We start from the raw sequence: 23,171 nt of genomic DNA on the forward strand, positions 1-23,171 counted from the left end.
CCAAGCGGAAATACTCGTAGTGAGACGGTGTAGCATCGCCGGACGAGACGTCTCTGCGAGTTACTCGCGGTTGCGAGTCGACGCAGGGAGACAGGCAGCCGCGATCGGAGCGAGAAACTACGTCGGCCGTCGCTCGGTTGCCAACGTGTCGATGTCGCCGACCGCGGGGAGCCGTCGAAGCGCGGGGACACTGGCGAGATAGATAGCCAGTAGCAGGAACGCGACACCGGCGACCGTTATCACGGCCACCGGCCCGACAAAGGAAGCGGCGGCACCTCCCGCGAGAGCTCCGAAGGGCGTCGAGACCGCCGAGGCGCTCCCCAGTACGGCCGTTACCCGACCCAGTAGCGTCTCGGGGACCACGGCCTGGACGACCGAGACGATCAGGACGTTCGTCACGCCAACCGGGACGAACGCAATGACGAACAGAGCGACAGTGACGGGCAGCCGGCCGGCCGCGACGGCGCCGAGCCACGCGGCGCCGGACAGCAGGAACGCCGCGATCGACAACCGGCCGAAGGCCAGTCCGGCCAGCGATGAGGCGGCCAGCGACCCGACCAGGATACCCACGGCCAGCGCCGCCATCAGGTACCCGTACCCGTCGACGCCCCCGACGTGAGCCGCGTACGACGGGAGTATCGCGACGGTCCCTCCGAGGGCGAAGTTGATCACAACGCTTCCGAGGAGCATCGGGACGAGGAACGTCCCCTGGAGGTAGGCGATGCCCTCCCCGAGGTCAGCGAGGTACCCGGACGCACCGCCGTTTCCGTCGGATGCGGCAGCGTCGGGGGACCCGTCCGCGGCTGTCTCCTCGCGTTCCGGGACAGCTTCCTCCGGCACCCGTCCGCCGTCGGGAGTCGGCTCGACGCCCCGGGTCGGCGCCTCGGTAGGTGTCTCGGACTCGGGGCCGCGATCAACGCCCGTGTCGTCGGCCCGCGGCACCGAGAGCGTCGAAAAGAGGGCAGCAGCCAGCGCGAAGGTCACCGCGTCGAGGGTGAACAGCGCCACAGCACCGACGACCACGACGAGCACGCCGGCCAGCGCGTTGAACACGGCGTCGACACCTTGGTAAGCGAGCGCGAAGAGCGAGTTTGCGGCCACGAGCTCGTCCGTGTCGACGATACGGGGGATTGCGGCGGTCTGTGCGGGGTAGACCAGTTGATTGAGCAGCGCAAGCGACGGCATCACCGCGAGCACCAGCCACACCGAGAGGTGACCCGTCAGATGAGCCGCAGGGACTGACAGGACGAGCAGCCCCTGTAGGAGTTGCGTAGCGACCAGCAGGCGCCGGAGCGGCCACCGGTCGACCAGCGGACCGAACAGGAACTGAAGTCCCGCGGGTGCGAGCGTCAAGAAGCCCGCCAGCCCGGTGTAGAGCTCGTTGCCGGTCAGGTCCCAGACCAGCCACATCGCAGCGACGAAGTAGAGGCTGTCACCGGCATTGGTGACTAAGCGACCGGCGAACAGGCGCCGGAAATCGGGGTTGTTGAGGAGCGTTCTCATGAGCGAGTGGACGCTGAAGCGCGTGATAAGCGGGCCCAGAAGGGTCGTTCTGTAGGGCTCTTGACCGGAACTCCGCCGGCTACAGGTCCGCGCCCCGACCCAACGAGGCGATGCTTTTCAGGCAGACACGGTAGCGTCGCCGCCCGAGCATCGCGGGACCGCTCCGTGTGGCGTTCAGCGCTCATCCACTCCGGTTCCGCCACGTCGCCACGGACTCGGGAGGTGCCGGAAGCGCTACGCTATCGCACACAGAACGCGTCTTCTGCGAGCCGCTATATCACCTTACGGCGATCCATCGGACGATGAACGCAATCGAACTGAGTAACGTAACGAAGCGGTACGGCGACGTGACCGCACTCGACGACGTGACCCTCTCCGTGGCGGAGGGCGAGATATTCGGCTTCCTCGGCCCCAACGGCGCCGGGAAGTCGACGACCATCGACATCCTGCTCGACTTCGTGCGCCCGACGGCCGGCTCGGCGTCGGTCCTCGGACGCGACGTCCAAGCCGACTCGCTGGCGGTCCGGCAGCGGGTCGGGGTGCTCCCGGACGGGTATCACCTGTACGATCGGCTGACCGCGCGCCAGCACCTCGAGTTCGCGGCCGACTCGAAGGAAGCGGACGACGACATCGGTGCCGTTCTGGAACGCGTGGGCCTCGCCGACGCCGCCGACCGAACGGCCGGTGGGTTCTCGAAGGGTATGAAACAGCGCCTCGTCCTCGCGATGGCGCTGGTCGGCGAGCCCGACGTCCTCATCCTCGACGAGCCGACGACGGGGCTGGACCCGAACGGCGCGCGCCGGATGCGCGAGATCATCCGCGAGGAGCGAGACCGCGGCGCGACGGTGTTCTTCTCGTCGCACATCCTCGAACAGGTCGAGGCGGTCTGTGATCGCGTCGGCATCCTCCGCGACGGTCGCATCGTCGCGGTCGACACCATCGACGCGCTGCGCGGTGCGCTGGACAGCGAGGCCCGGCTCACCCTCGCGGTCGAGCCGATGGGCGACGAAGTCATCGCTGCCATCGCGGCGGTCGAGGGCGTCTCCAGCGTCCGTGACGACGGCGACGAGCGGCTATCGGTCGCCTGCGAGGAAGCCGCGAAGACGGCGGTCCTCGCTGCCGTCGAGGCTACCGGGGCTCGCCTACTCGACTTCGACACGGAGGACGTGTCGCTGGAGGAGCTGTTCGCCGCCTACACCCAGGACGCGCCGGACGCGTCCGCGGAGACGGCTGCGGACACGCCGGCAGTCGACGACGAGGCGACGGAGGTGCGCGCATGAGCTGGGTCGTCGTCGCGCGGAAGGACTTCCAGGACGCGCGCCTCTCCCGGGGCCTCTGGGCCGTCACGGGCCTTTTCGTCCTCATGTCGGTCGGCTTCGCGGTGCTGTACGGCACGGTTCCAGCGGTGAGTCAGGATATCGGCGAGGTGAGCACGCTGGGGTTCCTCACGCTGCTCATCGGCGCCGTGACGTTGTTCGTCTCCATCGCGGCCATCGTCGTTGGCGCCGGTGCCATCGCCGGCGAGCGCGCCAGCGGGTCGGGAAAGCTCCTCTTGGGCTTCCCCCACAGCCGCGCGGACGTGGTCCTCGGCAAGCTCGTCGGTCGGACTGCCGTCCTCGGCGCGGCCATCGTGGTCGGCCTGATCATCACGCTCGTCGTGGCGCTGGCTCTGTTCGACTCGTTCGCCCCCGTCGACTACGCCGTCTTCACGGCGATGACGCTCGTGCTCGCGCTGGTGTACATCGGCGTCATGGTCGCCATCTCTGCCACGACGGGGAGCGGCGGCCGCGCCATGGCCTTCGGCATCGGCGCCTTCGTCGTCCTCGAGATCCTCGCAGACATCGTCCCGCTGGCGGCGCTCTTCGTCGTCAACGGCTTCTCGGTTCCCTCCGGCGGCGCCGCGGTTCCGGCCTGGGTGGCGTTCCTGAACGTCATCACGCCGAGCACGGCGTACACGAACGCTCTGGGGTGGTTCCTCGGGGACGGCTCCGCGACCGCGGCGGCGTTGGGCGCACAGCTCGCGGGGCCGGTCCCGTTCTACCTGACCGGCTGGGCCAGCATGGCGGTCCTCGCGGCGTGGCTCGTCGTCCCACTGGCACTGGGCTACCGCCGGTTCGCCCGCGCCGACCTCTGAACCGGGCCTCGGATCGGGCCCGGCCGCAGTGCGACTTCCTTTCACGCCGACACGAAGATATACTACGACATCGATTAGTGGCACATGAGCAACGAGTACGACCCCGGAAGCGGCGCCATCAGCGTCGAGGGGCGGTCTCCCGGGGCGGTCTTCGGGCTGCTGGGCGACGAGAGTCGCCTCCAAATCCTCCAAGCCCTCGGTGAGACGCCCGATGAGCCCGTTCCGTTCGCCGAACTACATCGCCGGTCGGGGGTGGACGACAGCGGCCGGTTCAACTACCACCTGGGGAAGCTGCGCGGGACCTTCGTCCGCCGGACCGACGACGGGTACGAGCTGACATACGCCGGCCGGCAGGTCATCGGCGCGATATACGCCGGCCTCTACACCGCCAACGCGACCGTCGAGGCCATCCCCGTCGAGGGGAGCTGCCCCGTCTGCGGGGGTGGCCTCGTCGCGGAGTACGCCGAGGAGACCGCGAGCGTCGACTGTACCGCATGCGAGGACTTCCACAACGACTTCTGGTTCCCGCCGGGCAGCCTCGACCAGTTCGAGCCCGAGGAGCTCCCGCTCGCCTTCGACCGGTGGATGTGCCACGTTATCCGCGGCGTCATCGACGGGTTCTGTTACACCTGTGCCGGCCGGATGGACGGCCGGCTGGTGGTCGACGACGCGGACGAGGGGATAGGCGGATTGCCCGCCCACGCGGAGTTCGAATGCGACCGCTGCGGCAGCACCGCCACCACCTCCGGCGGTGCTCCGATGCTGTACCACCCGGCGGTCGCGGGGTTCCTCTACGACCACGGCTTCGAAAACGGTCGGACGCCGACGTGGGAGCTCGGCGCAGTCGGACTCCCGACCGGGGAACTCCTCTCCGAATCGCCGCCTCGGATGAGGGTCCAACTGGAACACGACGGCGAACGGGTCGTTACGACGCTGGAAGACGACATGAGCATCAGCAGCGTCGAGCGGATCACGGTCGGGTGAGTACCGGCTCGCGGACCACGGCCGGTGAGCGGAATCAACTGAACGGCGTCGAGCGTGTCGCCATCGGGTAGGGCGTCGATCCGAGCGGGACACTCGCTATCGTACAGAAGCGGCCTTCTGGGCCCGGTTAAGTCGTCTTCCAGCTTCTACACTGCTGATGAACACGACGACGAATCGAAATGGCGGGATGAGCCGACGAGCGTTTCTGGGCGCGGGCGCGGTTGTGGCCGCCACGTCTCTCGCGGGCTGTACTGCCCGAGGCCTCGGGACCGGCGAAACGACCGACCGCCGCGAGTGGACGTTCGCCCCGGGAGCCGTCACGGAATTACGCGTGGCCAGCGACGTCGGGTCCGTGACCGTCGCCGGTCGGTCAACCGACGCCGTCGAGGTGGGCGCAACGAAGCGGTCGTGGAACGGGCAGCGCGGCCTTGACGCGCTCGCGGTCGACGCCGACCTAGTGGACGGGGTCCTCACGGTCGTCTCGACGGCCGACACCGGGCGGATCAGGACCGACCAGACGCCTCGCGTGGACCTCACGATCGGCGTACCGGCTGGCGCCGAGGGGCCGGCTGTCACCCGGGTCACCACCGACTTCGGCGACGTGACTCTGACCGACACGCGCGGTGACGCCCGCATCCAGACGGTCGCCGGGGCTATCGTCGCGAGCGGGGTGGACGGCTACCTCTCGCTTCGCTCGACTGCCGGCCACATCGAGGCCGCGTCCGTGACCGGACTCGACGACGTGCGAACCGAAATCGGCCGCGTGAAGGTCGAAGTGCTGGGCCTGCGCCGTGATACCGCTATCCGCTCCGAGATGGGTGACGTCGTGGTGGGTGTGGCTGCCGACCTCGACCTCGACGTACTGGCCGAGGCCGACGGGCGGGTGTCCTCGGACCTTGAGCTGTCGGACCAGCGGTCTCGCCGCAACCGCGTGGCCGGCCGTCTCAACGACGGTGGCCACCGACTTCACGCTGCCAGCGATTTCGGCCGCGTCGACCTGCGACGCACGGATCGCTGATCGAGACGCCTGACCGTGAAGCGAGACGAATTGTGCCACCCTGATCGCCCCACGCTCGACTGTTCACCGAGGGACAGGAAATTAGAGATCAACCGGCCTCCCCGCTCTCTGAGTCCGTCAGCCAGTCACGAACAGCTGCTGGGCGGCTTGTCGCTTCCGAACAGCTGCTGGGCGGCTTGTCGCTTCCGTGCTGAACAGCGGGCGCGAACCCCTCGCCCCGTCCGTTTTGCCATCGGCAGACGCTATCGACGGAATGCTACCACGCATCACTGCTAATTAATCTCCTCAGCGTCCGTCTGAGTACCTGTATGGGCATGAAAGTTCTCGTAGCCGGCGCGACTGGCACACAGGGCGGCAGCGTTGTTGACCACCTCCTCTCGGGCGAGTTCGGTGAGTACGACGTGTACGGTCTGACCCGCACCGCCGACAGCGAGGCGGCCCGGGCGCTCGAATCGGCCGGCGTGACCGTTCTCGAAGGGGACCTCACCGACGCCGAGCGCATGCGCGAGTGCTGTGCGGGAATGGACGCCGTCTTCTGCGTGACGACGTTCTTCGAAGCCGGGACCGACGCGGAGAAAGCGCAGGGCGTCACCCTCGCGGAAGCCGCGGCGGACGCCGGCGTCGAGCGCTTCGTCTACTCCTCGGTCGGGAGCGCGAACGAGGCTCCGCTGGCGCACTTCACGTCCAAGGCGGACGTCGAAGGCCGGATCAAGGCGCTGAACTTCGAGTACACCATCATCCGGCCGGTCTTCTTCATGCAGAACTTCGCCCACTTCCACGGGGAGGAGCTCTCGGAGGGGACGCTCTCGATGCCGTTGTCCGGCGACAGGCCGCTCGCGATCGTCGACGCGACGGACATCGGCAAGACCGCCGTAATGGCGCTGGCCGACCCCGAGCGCTTCGTCGGGGAAACCATCGAACTCGCCGGCGACAACCGCACGCCCGTCGAACTGGCGGCGGCGCTCTCGGACATGCTCGGTCGCGAAATCACGCACGTCCGTCCCGAGATCGACGACTACCGCGCGATGGCCGGCGAGGAGATGGCCGAAATGTACACCTGGTTCGAGGAGGTCGGCTACGGGTCGAACCCGACGGCCGATGCGGAGGCGTACGGCATCGAACCGACCGAGTTCGCGTCGTACCTCTCGAACAGCGATGCGTTCCAACCGGTCTCGCCTGCGGCCTGACGTTCCCGCGTAGGCGTCGAGCGGTGCGTCGCTTTGGTCCACCCACTTTGAGGAATTCACCCTCCGTATCTCGCACGCCGATCCCACCAGTTGCCGAGGATTTCAACAGAGCCGTTCGTTCATAAGCAGCTAACCGGAGAGCGCCGGCGAACGCCTCGGAATTCCCAACCGCTCGGTTATGAGCCGTTGTTAGAGTCCTGCGACGAACTCCCCCAGAGCCCCAGCCGTTTTGAAGCCCATCCAGCCCGAAGACGTTCCCGCTCGCTTCGCTCGCGGCGTCCCTCGCTCGTGCGGTTCGCGCCGCGGTGCGGCGCTAACCAGCACACGCCGTCGTTACGCATTTGTCGGCGGCGGAGCGATCAGCCCGGTATGGTCCTCGGTCTCGTCGTTCCGGCCGCTATCTCGTTCGTGTTCGCCGCGGTCGCGGCGTACGTGGGCGCCCTCCGCGCGCTGGAGGTGTACTTCGACCCGAATCAGGACAGCGTCTTCCTCGTGGACGACCGCGACCCCCCACGGCGTCAGTGAGCCGAAGGCGCCCGCGGCGCGTCGCCCGTCACTCCCCGCCGAGCAGTTCGACGAGCAGCGCGTTCTGCGCGTGCATCCGGTTCTCCGCCTGGTCCCAGACGAGGGCGCGGTCGGATTCGAGCACGTCGTCGGTGACCTCCTCGCCGCGGTGCGCGGGCAGGCAGTGCATCACCGTCGCGTCGGTGCCGGCGAGCAGGTCGGCGTTCACCTGGAACCCGTCGAAGGCGGCGAGCTTCTCGTCGCGCACGTCCTCCTGACCCATCGAGATCCACACGTCGGTGTAGACGACGTCGGCGCCCTCGACGGCGACCTCGGGGTCGGTCGTCGGCGCCACGTCCAGCCCGAACTCGGCGGCGCGGTCGAACACGTCGGGGTTCATCCCGTAGTCGGCCGGGGTGGCCACCTCCACGTCGATGCCCGCCATCGCGGCGCCGACGACGAACGACTGTCCGACGTTGTTGCCGTCGCCGACCCACGCCACCGTGGCGTCCTCGCCGACCGTCTCGCGGATCGTGAGGAGGTCCGCGAGCGTCTGACAGGGGTGCGCCTCGTCGGTGAGCCCGTTGATCACGGGGCAGTCGGCGTACTCCGCGAGGGTCTCGACGTCCGCGTGGTCGAACAGGCGCGCCATCACGCCGTCGACGTACCGGCCGAGGACGCGCGCGGTGTCGCGCAGCGGCTCGCCGTGGCCCAGCTGGATGTCGTCGGGGCCGAGGAACATGGCGTGGCCGCCGAGCCGCGTCATCCCGGTCTCGAAGGAGACGCGGGTGCGCGTCGAGGGCTTCTCGAAGATCATCCCGAGCGTCGCGTCCGCCAGTCGGGGGTCGGTCTCGCCCGCCTTCATCGCGGCGGCGCGGTCGAGCAGGGCGTCCAGTTCGGCGGGCGTCACGTCGTCGATGTCGAGGAAGTCGTCGGTGGCGAGTGGCATCGTTGGGTGGTGTGGTATCGTTGGAGAACGGTCGAGTTCGAAGGTCGCGGCGGTCGGTCAGCGTCGCTCGCGGCAGACCTCGGTCAGCACGGAGACGGCGCGGTCGAGGTCGGGCAGCGGGAGCCGCTCGTCTGGCGCGTGGTCGAGGTCGGAGTTGCCGGGGCCGTAGGTGACCATCGGGCAGTCCCACGCGGCCGCGAAGAGGTTCATGTCGCTCGTGCCGGTCTTCCGGAGCAGGCGCACGTCGCCGCCGGCGCCCCGGATCGCGACGCGGAACGCCCGCGCGAGGTCGGTCCGGGGGCTCTCCATCACCGGCGGCATGGGCTCGCCCCAGTGGACCGAGCCGGTGGTCAGCTCCGCCTCCGCCAGCTCGTGTATCTCGTCGACCGGCCGCGAGGGCGGGATCCGGAGCTGGACGTCCATCGTCGCCTCCACGGCGAGGCCGTCGTCGCTCAGGCCGCCGTCGACCGAGATGGGCTTCGTCGTCACCTGGTCGAAGACGGCGGTCTCGGCGTCGTCGGGCGTGAACGTCTCCTCGACGCCGTGCCACCAGTCGATCGCGTGCTGGATCGCGTTCGGCTCCGGCCGCGAGGAGTGGCCCGACTCGCTGGTGTTCACGTACGTCCCCTCCAGCAGGCCGCGGTAGCCGAGGGTGATCCCCTGCCAGCCGGACGGCTCGCCGTTGATCACCGCCTCGGGCGCGTCGCGGTCGTCGATGAGGGCGCGCGCGCCGCCGGAGTCGACCTCCTCGCGGACGACGCCCGCGAACGAGACCCCCGTCTTCACCGCCGCGACCGCCATCGCGACGAGCGGGCCGGTCGCGTCGACCGCGCCGCGGCCCCACAGCACGGGGTCGCCGGGGTCGCCGACGCGCACGTCGGACGGCTCCGGGAGCTCGCCCTCGGGCGGCGCCGGGCGCACCTCGACCGGGATGTCCCCCGGCACCGTGTCGACGTGGGAGGTGAGGAGGACGGCGTCGTCCGCCGGCGCGCGGACGTTCCCGACCTCGTCGATCCACGCCTCCCGGCCGTTCGCCTCGAAGAAGTCGACGAGCCGCTCCGCGGCCCGCTCCTCCTCGCCGGACGGCGAGGGGATCGAGACCATGTCGTACAGCAGCTTCCGGGCGGGCGTGTCGCAGGCCGCCGGGTAGCCGCCGCCGGCGACCACGTCGCCGCCGTCGTCGGACGCGGCGTCGGCCTCCCGTCCCTTTCCGGCCGCCATCAGCCGATCACCTCCTCGATCGCGTCGACGACCGCGTCGGCGTGCTCGCGCTCGATCGTCAGCGGCGGGAGCAGCCGGAGCACGGTCCGTCCCGCGGGGAGCGCGAGGATCTGGTGCTCGATGGCGAGGTCGCGCAGCAGCCGGTTCGAGCCGCGGCGCACCTCGATCCCCACCATCAGCCCGTCGCCGCGCACGTCGCGCACGTCGTCGCCGAGGCGGTCGCGGAGCTCGCTGCGGAGGTAGGACCCCACCTCGTCGGCGTGCGCGGGCAGGCCCTCGCGCTCGATCACGTCGAGGGTGGCGCCCGCGGCCGCGGAGACGACCGGGCCGCCGGAGAACGTCGAGCCGTGGTCGCCGGCGTCCGCGGCGATCCAGTCGCGGCACAGCGTCGCGCCGATCGGGAGCCCGCTGCCGAGCCCCTTCGCGGTCGTGAGGACGTCCGGAACCACGTCGTGATTCTCCGCGGCCCACATCGACCCGGTCCGACCGAGCCCGGTCTGGATCTCGTCGAGGATCATCGCGGCGCCGCTTGTCGCGGTCGCGACCCGGACGGCCTGGAGGTACTCGGTCGAGACGGGGTTGATCCCGCCCTCGCCCTGGAGCGGTTCCAGGATGACCGCGGCGGTGTCCTCGTCGACGGCCTCGCGCATCGCGTCGGCGTCGCCGTACTCGACGAACTCGACGCCGCCCGCGAGCGGGCCGAACCCCTGCTTGTACTTGTCCTTCCACGTCGTCGCGAGCGTCCCCATCGTCCGGCCGTGGAACCCCTGCGTGGTCGCGACGATCTTCTCGCGGCCCGTCGCGTGCCGGGCGAACTTCAGCGCGGCCTCGTTCGCCTCCGTGCCGGAGTTACAGAGCCAGACGTTGTCGACGTCGACGGGCGCGACCTCGGCCAACTGCTCGTACAGCGCCGTCCGCGCCGCGTGCGGGTACGACGCCTGGACGTACATGAGTTCCTCCAGCTGGCTCGTCGCGGCGTCGACGACCTCGGGGTGGCAGTGGCCCACCGGCGTACAGGCGTAGCTGGCGCCGAAATCGAGGTACTCGGTGCCGTTCGCGTCCGTGAGGTGGACCCCGTCTCCGGACGTGATCTCGATCGGCTTCTCCGAGAAGACGAAGCCGCTCACGCGGTCTCACCCCCTTCCTCGGCGGCCTCGCCGCCGTCGGCGTCGCCTCCCGCGCCGTCGCCGAGCGCGGACCGCTCGATGGCCGTCCCCTCGCCGCCGAGCGCGGCGACGACCGGGTCGCGGACGTTGGCGTCCGCGATCACGACGCGGCCGGCGCCGCCTTCGAGCGCCTCCCTCGCGGCCATCACCTTCTTGCCCATGAACCCCTCGGCGGCGTCCTCGACGGCTGCTAGCTCCTCGGGCGTCGCGGCCGCGTCGATGCGGGTCTCGGGGTCGTCCGGGTCGGCGTACACGCCCGACACGTCGGTCAGGAGGACGAGGTCGGCGCCGAGCGCGCCGGCGACCGCCGCGGCCGCCCGGTCGGCGTCCGCGTTGACGGGGGTCACCTCGCCGTCGCCCTCGTCGCCCGCCATCGGCGGCGAGACGACGGGGGTGTAGCCGTCGTCGAGGAGGCCGGCGAGCAGGTCGGCGTTCACCGACTCGATCTTCCCCGAGTGGTCGCCGCGGCGGATCTTCCGCCTGCCGTCCTCGACGACGCGGACCGCCGACTTGCGGGGCCCGGAGAGGAGCCCGCCGTCGACGCCCGAGAGGCCGACCGCGTCGACCCCGGCCGAGCGGAACTCCGCCGTCAGTTCCGTGTTGAGCTTGCCCGCCATCGCCATGGAGAACGCCTCCATCGTCTCTGCGTCGGTGAAGCGGCCGGTAACGCCCGAGGCGGACTCGACGTACTCCGGCTCGATGCCGAGCCGTCCGAGCGTCTCGTCGACGACCGTCGAGCCGCCGTGGACGACGACGACCTCGCGGCCGTTCGCCGTCAGGTGCGCCACGTCGCCGACCGCGCCGGCGGGGTCGACCGCCTTCGCGCCGCCGACCTTCACGACGACCGGGGGCTCGTCGGCGGCCGCGCCGTCGGTCCGCTCCCCGCTCATGGCGCACCCACCGGGTGGAGCCCGTCGAACTCCAGGCCGGCGGTCTCGGGCAGCCCGAGCGCGACGTTCGCCGCGTGGACCGCCTGTCCCGCCGAGCCCTTGGTCATGTTGTCGATGGCCGAGAAGACGACGACGCGCCGGTTCCCGGGGTCGAGCTCGAAGCCGACCTCGCCGTGGTTCGTCCCGGCGACCGACTTCGGCTCGGGGTAGCGGTAGACGCCGCCCCCGCCCGAGACGATCCGCATGAACGGCTCGTCGGCGTAGGCGTCGCGGTACGCGCCCCACAGGTCCCCCTTCGAGACCGGCTCGTCGGGGAAGACGTGGCAGGTCGCGCTCGCGCCGCGCACCATGTCGACCGCGTGGACGGTGAACGAGACCGAGAGGCCGAGGTACGCCTCGATCTCCGCCTCGTGGCGGTGACCGGTAGGCGCGTACGGGCGCACGACGCCCGAGCGCTCCGGGTGCGAGGAGGCCGCGCCGCCGCCGGCGCCCCCCTCCGAGGAGCCGACCTTCACGTCGACGACGACCTCGCCGGCCTCGGGACCGAGCGCGCCCGCGTCGACGAGCGGCTTCAGCCCGAGGATCGTCGCGGTCGCGTTGCAGCCGCCGCCCGCGATCAGGTCCGCGCCGCGGAGGTTCTCCCGGTTCAGCTCCGGGAGCGCGTACTCGGCGCGCTCTAAGTACTCCGGCGACTCGTGGCCGTCGTACCACTCGTCGTAGGCGTCGGCCTCGGGGAGCCGGAAGTCCGCCGAGAGGTCGACGACCGTGTCGGCCGCCTCGAAGAACTCGTCGATCCGGCCCATCGAGACGCCGTGGGGCGTCGCCGCGAACAGCACGTCGACCGACTCCAGGTCGTCCGGGTCCGAGAAGCGTAGGTCGAGCCCGCGCAGGTTCGGGTGCGAGCGCCCGACGGTCATGTTGTCGGCCGACCGCGAGGTGGCCTGGACGACCTCGAAGCCCGGGTGCCCGGCGAGGAGCCGCAGCAGCTCGCCGCCGGTGAAGCCGGTGCCGCCGACGACGCTCGCGGTGTACGTCTCCGCGGTCGCCGCGCCGGGTTCGGCGTCCGCGGTCATGCGCTCGCCTCCTCGGCGCGCTCGTCGGTCAGTTCCGCGGCCTTCGCCTCCAGCCAGTCGACGATCCGCGCCGGAACGTCCACGTCGGTGGCCGAATCGAGCGCCTTGAACTCGACGGTGTGGTTCACCTCGTGGACGGTGTAGTCCTCCGCGCCGCCGTCGGCTGGGTCGGCGTCCGCGTCGACGCCCACCTCCATCAGGTCGACGCCGAGCATGCCGCCGCCGACCGCGTCCGAGGCCCTCTCGACCAGTTCCGTCGCCCGCTCGTCGAGGTCGAACGACTCCGTCTCGCCGCCCTTTGCGGCGTTCGTGAGCCAGTGGTCGGACGACCGCGTCATCGCCGCGACCGGTTCGCCGTCGACCGCCAAGACGCGGACGTCGCGCCCGGGCTTGTCGACGAACTCCTGGACGTAGAACACCTTGTGCTCGTAGTGGCCGAGCGTCTCCTTGTGTTCCAGTATCGCCTCGGCGGCGTTGCGCGAGTCGATCTTCGCCATCAGCCGGCCCCACGAGCCGGTGACCGGCTTGAGGACGCACGGGTAGCCGAACTCCTCGATCGCTTCCAAGGCGGCCTCCTTCGTGAACGCCACCTCCGTCGCCGGGGTCGGCACGTCCGCCTCGGCGAGCGCGAGCGAGTTCTTCGCCTTGTCGGCGCAGACGTCGCCCGTCTCGGGGGAGTTCACCACCGGGACGCCGTAGCTGTCGAGGAAGCGGGTCGCGTACAGCGACCGGCTCGTCGACAGGCAGCGGTCGACGACGATGTCGAGGTCGTCGACCGCCGCCGTCGTGGACTCTAACCCGAACCGCTCCGTCCGGACGTCGATCTTCTCGACCTCGTGGCCCCGGTCGCGGAGCTCGTTGAGGAGGAGCTTCTCGTCTCTCCGGATCCGGGAGTAGAGGATCCCTACGTGCATGTCGACCACTCGCGTGTCGCGGCCGTGGCGGTCGTCGCCATCTACTCGCCCCAGTCCTCCTCGAGCTCCGGCGCCTCCTCCAAGACGACCGGGTCGAGCGAGATGACCTCCAGTTCGGTCCCGGTGACCGGACTGTCGATGATCTCGCCGACCTCGACGTCGGCCGGGATCTCGATTTCCTCGCCCGTGATCGGGTCCTCCGCGGTCAGCGTGTCGGTGTCGCTCGTCATCGTGCCAGCACCTCCGCCGTGAACGGGCATAAAGGCTTCGAACTTATCGGATAATTTATACAAAATGGATCGGTCGCTAACGGGAATAGATCGGCGAAATACCGGTGTGTCGAGATCGAATGTCAGATCTCGGTAGTAAGTATGTCCCCCTACGGGGACGGTCGTCGGCGTCGGTCGGGTCGGTCCCGACCGAGCCGACGCGGACCTCGCGGGCGTCGCGGCTCAGACATAGCGGTCGACCTCCGCGTCCAGCGCCTCGCTCGCGTCGGCGAGCGCGTCGCGCTCGGCCGTCAGCGCGGCCTCGTCTCCCTCGATCCCCGCCTCGGCGCCGGCGAGCGCGTCGGCGACCGCCTCCGGGGCCGGTCCCCCGGCGGAGTCGCGGCTCGCGACGCTTTCGGCCGGGTCGAGCGCCGACTCCACGTCCTCGCGGCTCACGTACGCGGAGAGGGGCTCGCCCGTCACCTTTCGAGCGGCCTCGTCAACTTTTGCGGCCGCCGCGGCCGGCGAGTCGTCGTCCGCGACCGTCTCCGCCGCGGTCGCGACGATCTCGTGGGCCGTCCGGAAGGGGAGCCCGCCGGTCGCGAGCAGGTCGGCGACGCCCGTGGCCGTCGAGAACCCCTCCCCGGCGGCCGTCGCGAGCGCGGCCTCGTCCCACTCCGCGGTCGCGACCGCGCCCGCGGCGACCTCGGTCGCCTCCCGCACGTCGCCGGCGATCTCGAAGACGCTCGCGTGAGCGCGCTGGAGGTCGCGGTTGTAGGCGCGCGGGAGCCCCTTCAGCAGGCTCAGGGTGCCGGTCGCCTCGCCGATCGCGTCGCCCGCCACGCCGCGGGTCAGCTCCAGCGTGTCGGGGTTCTTCTTCTGGGGCATGATCGAGGAGGTGGACGAGTAGGCGTCGGAGAGCTCGACGACCCCCTTGTTCGAAAATACGATCAGGTCCTCCGCGAGCCCCGACAGCGTCGTCGCGAGCGTCGCGAGCGCGCTCGCCGACTCCGCGAGGAAGTCGCGGGCGGAGGCGGCGTCCATCGAGTTGCGGACCGTCCCGTCGAAGCCGAGCAGCGCCGCGGTGCGGTCGCGGTCGACGTCGAACGGCGTCCCGGCGAACGCGGCCGCGCCGAGGGGCGACCGGTTCACGCGGTCGTACGCGTCGAGCAGGCGCTCCGTGTCGCGCGCGAGCCCGCCCTCGTACGACAGCAGATAGTGCCCGACCGTCGTCGGCTGGGCCGGCTGGAGGTGGGTGTACCCTGGCATCACCGTCTCCGCGTGCTCCTCGGCGACCTCGACGAGCGCCTCGCGGGCCGCGACCGTCGCCTCGGCGGCGTCGAGCAGGTCCTCGCGCAGCCGGTACCGGATGCACGTCGCAACCTCGTCGTTGCGCGAGCGGGCGGTGTGCATCCGGCCGCCGTCCGGGCCGATCCGGTCGATCACCGCGGTCTCGATGGCCTCGTGAACGTCCTCGCCGCCGGGGAGTTCGCCGTGCCCGGCGGCCTCGACGGCGTCGAGCGCGCCGAGGATCTCGCCCGCGACCGCGTCGTCGACGATCCCCTGCTCCGCGAGCATGACCACGTGCGCGCGGTCGACCGCGAGGTCGGCCTCGAAGATGGTCGCGTCGGCCGCGAGGCTCGACAGGAACTCGCGGGCGGGGCCGCCGCTGAAGCGGTCGCGGCGGACGGCGGTGTCGCTCCCGCCGCCCGCTCCGCCGTCGGCGTCCGTCGCGGCGTCGGGATCGTCGTCGGTCATCTACTTCCCGTCGTCCGTCGCGTCCGGGTCACCGGATCCGTCGGTGGCCAGTTCGGGCTTCGAGACGCTCGCTTTCACGTCGTTCGCGAGGCGCTCCTGGAGCCCGTGGTACTTCGCGACGCCAGTCGCGTCGGACTGGGCGATGCCCGCCACGTCCTCGGTGTTGAACGAGGCCATCTCCTCGGAGTAGACGGCGTACTCGGAGTCGCGCGCGACGACGCGGCAGTCGCCGCCCGAGACCTTCACCGTCGCCGTGCCGGTGACCACGTCCTGCGTCTCGTCGACGAAGGCGTTCAGCGCGTCGACGACGGGCGCGAACACGAGCCCCTCGTAGGCCTTCTCGGACCACTCCTGCTCGATCCCCTTCTTGAACGAGCGCTCGTTCTTCGTCAACACGAGGTCTTCGAGCGCCTGATGCGCGGTCAAGAGGACGGTCGCGGCCGGGTGCTCGTAGTTCTCGCGCACCTTCAGCCCGAGCATGCGGTCCTCCATCACGTCGGTGCGCCCGACGCCGTAGCCGCCGGCGTACTCGTTGAGGTGCTGGATGAGCGGGACCGGGTCCATCGCCTCGCCGTCGACCGCGACCGGGACGCCCTCCTCGAACGTCACCTCGATGGTGGTCTCGCCCTCGGGCTCCGCGGTCCACTCGTAGATGTCCTCCGGCGGCTCGTAGTCCGGGTTCTCCAGCTTCCCGCCCTCGACCGCGCGCGACCAGATGTTCTCGTCGATGGACCAGACGCCGCCGTCGCCGGCCTCGACGGGCAGGTCCTTCTCGGCGGCGTAGTCGATCTCCCACTCGCGGGTGAGGCCCAGCTCGCGCACGGGGGCGATCACTTCGAGGTCGGAGCCGCGCCAGACCGCCTCGAAGCGGAGCTGGTCGTTGCCCTTCCCCGTACAGCCGTGGGCGATGGCGTCACAGCCCTGCTCCTCGGCGACGCCGAGGATCGCCTCGGCGATGACCGGGCGCGCGAGGGCGGTGCCGAGCGGGTAGCCCTGGTAGCTGGCGTTCGCCTTCACCGCGTCGAAACACAGGTCCGCGAACTCCTCCTTCGCGTCGACGACGTGGATGTCGAGTCCCAGCGCCTCCGCGGTCTCTTCGGCCTCGTCGAACTCCTCGGTCGGCTGGCCGACGTCGACGTTGACGCCGATGACCTCGTCGTAGCCGTACTCCTCTTTCAGTAGCGGTACGCAGACCGTGGTGTCGAGTCCCCCGCTGAACGCGAGTGCAACGCTCGTCATTACCAGAGTACACCCGGCCTACACCCTTAAATTCAGCGGTTTCAATACTGTAAGAAAAAGGCGAAGCGGCCGCTCGCGGAACGCGGAGTCGAGACTCTTCGGAACGGATCGGCGCGAACGCGACGAGAGGTGAAGGTTACTGGCCCGAAGGGCCTCGTCGTCGCGCCGCGCCGGAGGCCGGTCGCGGCGGTCGGACGTCTCGTCGCGGTCGCAGGGCTCGTCGGCCTCGGAGAAGGGCGGCGTCGAGACGAGCCGCTGCGGTCATCACGTGTACGTACCCGATCTCCGGTATAAAACTGTTCCGCACCGCTCGACCGTCGCAAGGCTTGCCGGACCGGTTCCAGAGGGCGTCCGCCGGACTACAGCGCCTCGCGGTACGCCGCCAGCGTCTTCTCGACGTCCTCCTCGGTGTGCGCGTAGGAGGTGAACTGGCACTCGAACTGGTTCGCGGTGAGGAACACGCCGCGGTCTTTCATCTCCTGCCAGAACACGCGCTCCCAGCGGTCGGTCGCGGCGTCGGCCACGTCGGCGCCCGTCTTCGGGCAGGCGTCGTACCGGGCGCAGTCGGGGTCCTGCCGGCAGCCGCCCGCGCAGCAGGCGTCGACGTCGTCGGGCGCCTCGCGGGTGAACACCGTCTTGAACATCGAGTCGGTGCCGACGACGGTGTACTCCGGCGCGCGCTCGGCGCAGATCTCGGCGATCCCCTCGCGGAGCTTCCGGCCGAGGCGGTTGACGTGCTCGTACACGTCGTTCTCGGCGGCGTACTCCAGGCCGGCCTTCCCGGCGGCCATCGTCACCGGATGCCCGGAGAAGGTGCCGGACTGGAACACCTCGCCCGCCGGGGTGAAGCCCTCGATGATCTCCGCCTTCCCGCCGATGGCGCCGACGGGGAAGCCGCCGCCGATGATCTTGCCGAACGTCGTCACGTCGGGGGTGACGCCGAACTTCGACTGCGCGCAGCCGAGGCCGCCCACCCGGAACCCGGTGATCACCTCGTCGAAGATCAAAAGCGAGCCGTGGTCGTCACAGAGGTCCCGCAGCGTCTCGTGGTAGCCGTCGATCGGCATGACGATGCCCATGTTAGCGAGGATCGGCTCCACGAGGACGGCGGCGATGTCGTCGCCGTGCTCCGCGAACACCTCCTTGGCCGCCGCCGGGTCGTTGAACGGGATCGGCAGGGTGTGCTCGGCGAACGACTCGGGGATCCCCGCCGTCGACGGGTGCGCGTCCCCCGGCGACCCCTCGACGAGCGTCGACTCCTGCGCGCCGTGGTAGCCGCCCTGCATCACGACGATCTTGTCGCGGTCGGTGTGGCCGCGGGCGAGCCGCACCGCCGACACCGTCGCCTCCGTGCCGGAGTTGACGAAGCGGATCGACTCCACGCTCGGAACGTGGCGGGCGACGAACTCCGCGTGTTCGACCTCGACCTCCGTGGGCGCGCCGTACATGGGCCCCTCCGCGACGTGCGACTGGACCGCCGCCTCGACCGGGTCCGGGAGGTCGTGGCCGTACAGCAGAGGGCCGTACCCCATCACCCAGTCGACGTAGCGGTTGCCGTCGGCGTCGATCACGTGGCCGCCGTCGCCGCGCTCGACGAAGAACGGATGCGGCATCGTCGCCCGGACGGAGGAGTTGACGCCGCCCGGCATGACCGACAGCGCGCGGTCGTACAGCCCGCGCGAGCGCTCGTGGTTCATACCGAACGGTTGGTGCGTCGGGCTGAAAGTAGTTGCCGAACCGGGCGAACCGGTTCGCGGATTCAAAAGGAGCCGATCGGATCGCGCGCCGCGCCTACACCGCCTCCGGCCCGGTCGCGCCCGTGCGGACCTGGAGCGCGTCCTCGACGGGCAGGACGAACACCTTGCCGTCGCCGGGCTCGCCGGTCTCGGCGGCGTCGGCGATCGCCTCGGCCACCTCGTCGGCCGGGATGTCGGCGACGACCACGTCGACTTTCACCTTCTGGTGGAGGTCGACGGTGAACTCCTCGCCGCGCCACTGGCCCTTCTTCGCGGGCTGGCTGCCGCGGCCGGAGACGTTCGTCACCGTCAGCGAGGGCGCGTTGATCTCCGCGAGCGCCTGCTTGATGGCCCCGAGCTTGTCGGGGCGGACGACCGCGGTGACCATCTTGATCTCCGCGCCCTCCTCCTCGCCGCCGTCCGCGCGGGGCGAGCCCTCCGTGGCGTCGACGACCGACGAGCCGCCGTCGGTCGCGACCGAGGGCTTGCCGAACTCGGGGTACGTCTCGACGCCGTGCTCGCTGACGTCGAGGCCGTCGCGCTCGTGTTCGGGGGTGACGCGGGCCTGTCCGACGGCCTTGAACGCGCCGAAGACGAGCCCCGTCGCGACCACGGTCCACGCCGCGATGACGACCACGCCGATGACCTGCGAGACGAGCAGGTCGACGGAGAAGCCGTTGATGCTGACGAACGGCAGCGCGAGGACGCCCAGCACCCCGGCCGAGCCGTGGACGGGGAACACCGCGCAGACGTCGTCGATCTTCATCCGGTCGGCGACGAACTCGAAGACCAGCGGGAGCTGGAGGCCGCAGAGGAGCCCGACCGCGATGGCGCCCCACCAGGTGGCGAGGTTCGCGATGCCGGTCACGCCGACCAGCCCCGCGAGCAGCCCGTTCGCGACGTACAGCGTGTCGACCTTCTTCGAGAGCGCCACCGACGCGACGGCGGCGCCGACGCCGCCCGCGGCCATGCCGAGCGTCGTGCCCAGCGAGACGCGGCCGACCGACGCGTAGCCGTCGAGGACGAGCTCGCCGCCGTCGACCGCGAACACCGTCGCGGTCGTGCCGACGTTGAACCCGTACCAGCCGAACGCAAGGATGAGCGTGCCGAGCACCGCGAACGTCATCGAGTGCCCGGGGATGACGTTCGTGGAGCCGTCCTCGGCGTAGCGGTCCATCCGCGGACCCAGCACGTACGCCGCAGTGAGGCCGGCGATACCGCCCATGCCGTGGACGATCATCCCGCCCGCGAAGTCGGTGAAGCCGAGGCCGGCCCCGCCGAGGAAGCCGCCGCCCCAGGTGATCCCCGCGACCACCGGGTAGATGACCGCCGAGATGGCAATCGTGTACGCCACGTACGCGCGGAGCTTCGCGCGGCCGGCGACCGCGCCGGAGACGATGGTCGCCGCCGTCATGGCGAAGACGGCGCCGAACAGCCAGCTGTTGACCCAGCCGCCGTCACCGAGCGCGGCCGCCGCGGAGAAGCCGGCGCCGCCGGCGATTCCCTCGACGCCGAACCCGATCAGGAAGTAGAACAGGACGCCGACGCTCCACGTCAGCAGGTTCTTGGTGAGCTGGTTGGCGACGTTCTTCGCGCGCACCTGCCCCGCTTCGAGCATCGCGAAGCCGGCGTGCATGAAGAAGATGAGGAAACACACCACCGCGACCCACATCAGGTTCACGCCCTCGGCGAGGACGCTCGGATCGATCGAGGCGAGTACGCCGGTCGTCACGATTCGACCACCCCTACTGAACGCTCGTCCGATTCAAACCGTGCTTCGCTCGTGTTCATGTGCTGAATCACGTTTCGACTCCGGGGAACGGCTATACATAAACGTTAGAGTTGAGTTTCACAAGAAGTGTGGTTGATAATACGGCAGTCGTCCGATATAAGGACGTGGCTATGGAATATAAGGACGTTTTCTCGGGCATTTCGCGGCAATCGTTGCGCCGGAAGCCAACGATCGTTGTGTCAAAATGTTATCTATTCGACCGAAATCGGTCGTTACCGGGCGCTCTGGGGCCGTGCGCGGGCCGCCCCGGCGAGTATTGCCGCCCCGCCGTCTCGCGATTCGCCGTCGTACGAGCCGTTCTTCGCGAATTCGCGGTTCTGAGGCCTTCTCGATAAAATCTGACGTTCGTCAACCCGACTCCCGGTCCGCCGGTCGATTCGATCGATCGGTCGCGATCGAGCGTGACCCCCGATCGATCCGCGCCGACCGCCGGTCGCTTACTCGGGCTTCAGCCCCTCGTTCTGGACGCGCATCACGGCCTCGCCGTCGGCGAGGTTCGGCGCGTCGACGAGGCGGACGATCCGCTTGTCGCCCTTCGACTTCCGGAGGTAGATCCGGAAGGTGGAGGCGTGCCCGAGGATGTTGCCGCCGATCGCCTGGGTCGGGTCGCCGAAGTAGGAGTCCGGGTTCGACGCGACCTGGTTGGTGACGAGGATGGCGGTGTTGTACAGGTCGCCGAGGCGCATCAGGTCGTGGAGGTGCTTGTTGAGCTTCTGCTGTCGCTCGGCGAGCTCGCCGCGGCCGACGTACTCCGCGCGGAAGTGCGCGGTGAGCGAGTCGACGCAGACGATCCGGATCGGCCACTCCGTCTCCTCGTGTTCGCCGGCCAGCTCCTTCGCCTTCTCGGCGAGGAGGATCTGGTGGTTGGAGTTGAACGCCTTCGCGACGTGGATCTGGTCGAGGAAAGCCTCGACGAGCTCCTCTAACGCCTCCTCGTCAGAGGGGGTGCCCTCGATCTCGCGGCGCTCCATCTCGTCGGCGAGGATCTCGTCGTCGAGCCCGCGGACCATGTCGTCGATCCGCTCCGGGCGGAACGTGTCCTCGGAGTCGACGAAGATACAGCCGCCGTCGAGACCGCCGTTCTCCGGCTCCAGCTGGACGTTGACCGCCATCTGGTGGGTGACCTGCGACTTCCCGGACCCGAACTCGCCGTACACCTCGGTGATCGACTGGGTCTCGATGCCGCCGCCGAGGAGGTCGTCGACCTCGTCGATCTGCCAGGAGAGCTTGCCGATCTCCTGGCGGCGCTCCAGCACGCTCGCGCCCGTCTCGAACCCGCCCACGTCGGCGGCCTCGCGGGCGGCGTTGATGATGTCCGCGGCGGACGACTCGCCGATGTCGGCGGTGTTCGACATCTCGCCGGGGCTCGCGACCGCGATCGACTGGTAGCTCTCGAATCCGTTGTCCACGAGCTTGTCCGCGGTCGCCGGGCCGACGCCGGGGAGGTCCTCGAGTTCGTCTTCAGGCATGTACCCGGTCCTTGTTCGCCATCGGGTATAAAGACTGGTTTACACCCGAGTGAAAGTGAAACGGACGCGGCGAGTCCGCTCGCTCGCGGTCCGCTCGCTCTCGCACGGACTCGCCGGAGCGGACGCGCCGACCGGCCGGTGAAACTGGTCGGCGGGGCGCCGCCGCGGCGGGTGCGCGCCTCCGCCGTCGCCGCCGCGAAAAGGACGCTATGCCGGCCGACGCGGTCTCAGAAGCCGACGCGGCGGACGTAGTCGAGGTCGCGGATCTCCACGAGCAGGTCGCCGGACAGGTCGGCGTCGGTGATCACGTACAGCTTCGGGTCGTCGGTGAACTCGGGGTCCTCGCTCAGCACCTGTCGGATCGAGACGCCGCGGTCGGCCAGGATTCCGGTCACCTCGGCGACGATCCCGGCCTCGTCGGCGGCCGCGACCTCGATGGTGAGCACCGTGAGGTCCAAGACGGGAGCGAGATCCATCAGGCTCGGCACCGACGAGATGTTGGTGAAGATGCGCTTCAGCTCGGGGTCGGCCAGGATCGCGTCCGTCGTCGAGTCGACGACGCGGCGGTCGACGTCGAGCTCGCGCGCGATGCCGGTGTACGGGATCTCGATCCCGCCGGAGACGACCCGGCCCTCCTCGTTGACGGAGAAGCCGCGCTCCAGGAAGAGCCGGATCACCGCCTGCTGGCTGGGTGACCCCTCGAACTTCTCGAGGATCTCGTCGAACATTCGTTGCTACGGATCCGCGGGACGAGGGGTTAAAAAACGGGGTTCCGTCGCGGCGGTCAGTTCGCCATCGCCGAGTAGACGCCGCCGAGGACCGCGCCGTAGACGACGTGGCCGACGAGGCTCTCGACGCCGATGTTCGGCAGCGGAGGCGCGCCCGCGAAGCCAACGGCGCCCAGCCAGATCGGCATCACGACAACGGCGAGCGCGACCCACACGACGAGGCCGTAGCCCGCGCCGGCGCCGACACCTGTCCCGATCGAGTCGCCGAGAGCGGGTCTCAGACTCGTGATCGCGACGAATCCGAGACCGATGATCGCGCCGTGAGACACGTGGATCACCCAGCCGAGGGCGCCGGCGGGCCCCGCGATGCCGTACATCGCCGGGATCCCCATCTCGAGGACGCCGGGCGTCAGTATCGACATCATCGCGCCGAAGACGAGCGCTCCGACGATGCCGCCCGTTACGCCCGCTTGCCAGTGTCCGGTCTCGGTCGGTACGTCGGTCGCCGTCGCAGTTTCTGTCGCCATGTCACTCCTGAGGTGGGCAGAAAACCGGTAATAGCTGCCGGAATAATGCGATTCGCTCGCACCGGCCCCAAAGATATATATACTTATTGAAGCCTCTGGTATGGACTAAATCCGGTTCGTCCCCGCCGGACCACTTCCGCCCCGCCACCCCACCCCTTTTGCCCGATGGC

General features: G+C 69.7%; 21 protein-coding genes. 6 read left to right on the top strand and 15 right to left on the bottom strand.

Translation table 11 applies throughout. The features are described from left to right. Positions 1–117: 117 nt before the first annotated feature. A complete protein-coding gene (locus tag HPS36_RS07300) occupies positions 118–1,503 on the bottom strand; it encodes an MFS transporter (protein WP_173229466.1) in 1,386 nt (461 codons plus the stop codon). Between the two features lie 302 nt (positions 1,504–1,805). On the opposite strand from HPS36_RS07300, the gene HPS36_RS07305 reads away from it, so the two are divergent. From HPS36_RS07305 to HPS36_RS07330, 6 genes are all read left to right on the top strand, one after another. Next, positions 1,806–2,783 (top strand): ABC transporter ATP-binding protein, encoded by a 978-nt coding sequence (locus HPS36_RS07305; protein WP_173229468.1) that lies wholly within the window; start codon positions 1,806–1,808, stop codon positions 2,781–2,783. After that, positions 2,780–3,637 (top strand): ABC transporter permease subunit, encoded by an 858-nt coding sequence (locus HPS36_RS07310; RefSeq protein ID WP_173229470.1) that lies wholly within the window; start codon positions 2,780–2,782, stop codon positions 3,635–3,637. The genes HPS36_RS07305 and HPS36_RS07310 overlap by 4 nt, the downstream gene beginning before the upstream one ends. A gap of 84 nt (positions 3,638–3,721) precedes the next feature. Then, the gene (locus HPS36_RS07315) at positions 3,722–4,621 is read left to right on the top strand and encodes an ArsR/SmtB family transcription factor (protein ID WP_173229472.1); all 900 of its coding nucleotides are present in this window, start codon (positions 3,722–3,724) and stop codon (positions 4,619–4,621) included. 157 nt (positions 4,622–4,778) lie between these two features. After that, positions 4,779–5,639 carry a DUF4097 family beta strand repeat-containing protein gene (locus tag HPS36_RS07320; RefSeq protein ID WP_173229474.1) on the top strand — a complete coding sequence of 287 codons (861 nt, stop codon included), beginning with the start codon at positions 4,779–4,781 and terminating at the stop codon, positions 5,637–5,639. A 314-nt stretch (positions 5,640–5,953) separates the two neighbouring features. Continuing rightward, positions 5,954–6,826 (top strand): NmrA/HSCARG family protein, encoded by an 873-nt coding sequence (locus tag HPS36_RS07325; protein WP_173229476.1) that lies wholly within the window; start codon positions 5,954–5,956, stop codon positions 6,824–6,826. Between the two features lie 369 nt (positions 6,827–7,195). After that, complete coding sequence (locus HPS36_RS07330; protein ID WP_173229478.1) at positions 7,196–7,351, top strand: hypothetical protein; 156 nt, start codon at positions 7,196–7,198, stop codon at positions 7,349–7,351. Between the two features lie 28 nt (positions 7,352–7,379). On the opposite strand, the gene argF is transcribed toward HPS36_RS07330, so the two are convergent. The 14 genes from argF to HPS36_RS07400 form a co-directional block, all read right to left on the bottom strand. Next, on the bottom strand, positions 7,380–8,279 hold the full coding sequence (gene argF / locus HPS36_RS07335; protein WP_173229480.1) for an ornithine carbamoyltransferase: 900 nt from the start codon (positions 8,277–8,279) through the stop codon (positions 7,380–7,382). Positions 8,280–8,336: 57 nt separating this feature from the next. Beyond that, complete coding sequence (locus tag HPS36_RS07340) at positions 8,337–9,500, bottom strand: [LysW]-lysine hydrolase (protein WP_137716853.1); 1,164 nt, start codon at positions 9,498–9,500, stop codon at positions 8,337–8,339. Beyond that, positions 9,500–10,627, bottom strand: coding sequence for an aspartate aminotransferase family protein (locus HPS36_RS07345; protein ID WP_173229482.1), 1,128 nt, complete (start codon positions 10,625–10,627; stop codon positions 9,500–9,502). Before HPS36_RS07345 ends, HPS36_RS07340 begins: the two co-directional genes overlap by 1 nt. Further along, positions 10,624–11,556, bottom strand: coding sequence for an acetylglutamate/acetylaminoadipate kinase (locus HPS36_RS07350; protein ID WP_173229484.1), 933 nt, complete (start codon positions 11,554–11,556; stop codon positions 10,624–10,626). The genes HPS36_RS07345 and HPS36_RS07350 overlap by 4 nt, the downstream gene beginning before the upstream one ends. Next, on the bottom strand, positions 11,553–12,629 hold the full coding sequence (argC, locus tag HPS36_RS07355; RefSeq protein WP_173229486.1) for an N-acetyl-gamma-glutamyl-phosphate reductase: 1,077 nt from the start codon (positions 12,627–12,629) through the stop codon (positions 11,553–11,555). The genes HPS36_RS07350 and argC overlap by 4 nt, the downstream gene beginning before the upstream one ends. Then, positions 12,626–13,543: a lysine biosynthesis protein LysX gene (gene lysX / locus HPS36_RS07360; protein ID WP_173229488.1), complete on the bottom strand. Its 918-nt coding sequence runs from the start codon at positions 13,541–13,543 to the stop codon at positions 12,626–12,628. The genes argC and lysX overlap by 4 nt, the downstream gene beginning before the upstream one ends. Before the next feature lie 41 nt (positions 13,544–13,584). Continuing rightward, positions 13,585–13,773, bottom strand: coding sequence for a lysine biosynthesis protein LysW (lysW, locus tag HPS36_RS07365; RefSeq protein WP_004599337.1), 189 nt, complete (start codon positions 13,771–13,773; stop codon positions 13,585–13,587). Positions 13,774–13,995: 222 nt separating this feature from the next. Continuing rightward, a complete protein-coding gene (argH, locus tag HPS36_RS07370) occupies positions 13,996–15,510 on the bottom strand; it encodes an argininosuccinate lyase (RefSeq protein WP_173229490.1) in 1,515 nt (504 codons plus the stop codon). Beyond that, positions 15,511–16,749 carry an argininosuccinate synthase gene (locus HPS36_RS07375; RefSeq protein ID WP_173229492.1) on the bottom strand — a complete coding sequence of 413 codons (1,239 nt, stop codon included), beginning with the start codon at positions 16,747–16,749 and terminating at the stop codon, positions 15,511–15,513. It lies immediately after the preceding gene. 359 nt (positions 16,750–17,108) lie between these two features. Then, on the bottom strand, positions 17,109–18,446 hold the full coding sequence (hemL, locus tag HPS36_RS07380) for a glutamate-1-semialdehyde 2,1-aminomutase (protein WP_173229494.1): 1,338 nt from the start codon (positions 18,444–18,446) through the stop codon (positions 17,109–17,111). A gap of 94 nt (positions 18,447–18,540) precedes the next feature. Then, positions 18,541–20,217 (bottom strand): ammonium transporter, encoded by a 1,677-nt coding sequence (locus HPS36_RS07385; protein WP_137716861.1) that lies wholly within the window; start codon positions 20,215–20,217, stop codon positions 18,541–18,543. A 497-nt stretch (positions 20,218–20,714) separates the two neighbouring features. Beyond that, positions 20,715–21,746, bottom strand: coding sequence for a DNA repair and recombination protein RadA (gene radA, locus HPS36_RS07390; RefSeq protein ID WP_173229496.1), 1,032 nt, complete (start codon positions 21,744–21,746; stop codon positions 20,715–20,717). Positions 21,747–21,973: 227 nt separating this feature from the next. Continuing rightward, positions 21,974–22,474, bottom strand: a complete 501-nt coding sequence (locus tag HPS36_RS07395; protein ID WP_053770355.1) for an ACT domain-containing protein — start codon at positions 22,472–22,474, stop codon at positions 21,974–21,976. A 56-nt stretch (positions 22,475–22,530) separates the two neighbouring features. Next, positions 22,531–23,001 (bottom strand): histidine kinase, encoded by a 471-nt coding sequence (locus HPS36_RS07400; protein ID WP_121563274.1) that lies wholly within the window; start codon positions 22,999–23,001, stop codon positions 22,531–22,533. Positions 23,002–23,171: the final 170 nt, after the last annotated feature.

It is taken from the genome of Halorubrum salinarum, from assembly GCF_013267195.1.
GTDB lineage: Archaea > Halobacteriota > Halobacteria > Halobacteriales > Haloferacaceae > Halorubrum > Halorubrum salinarum.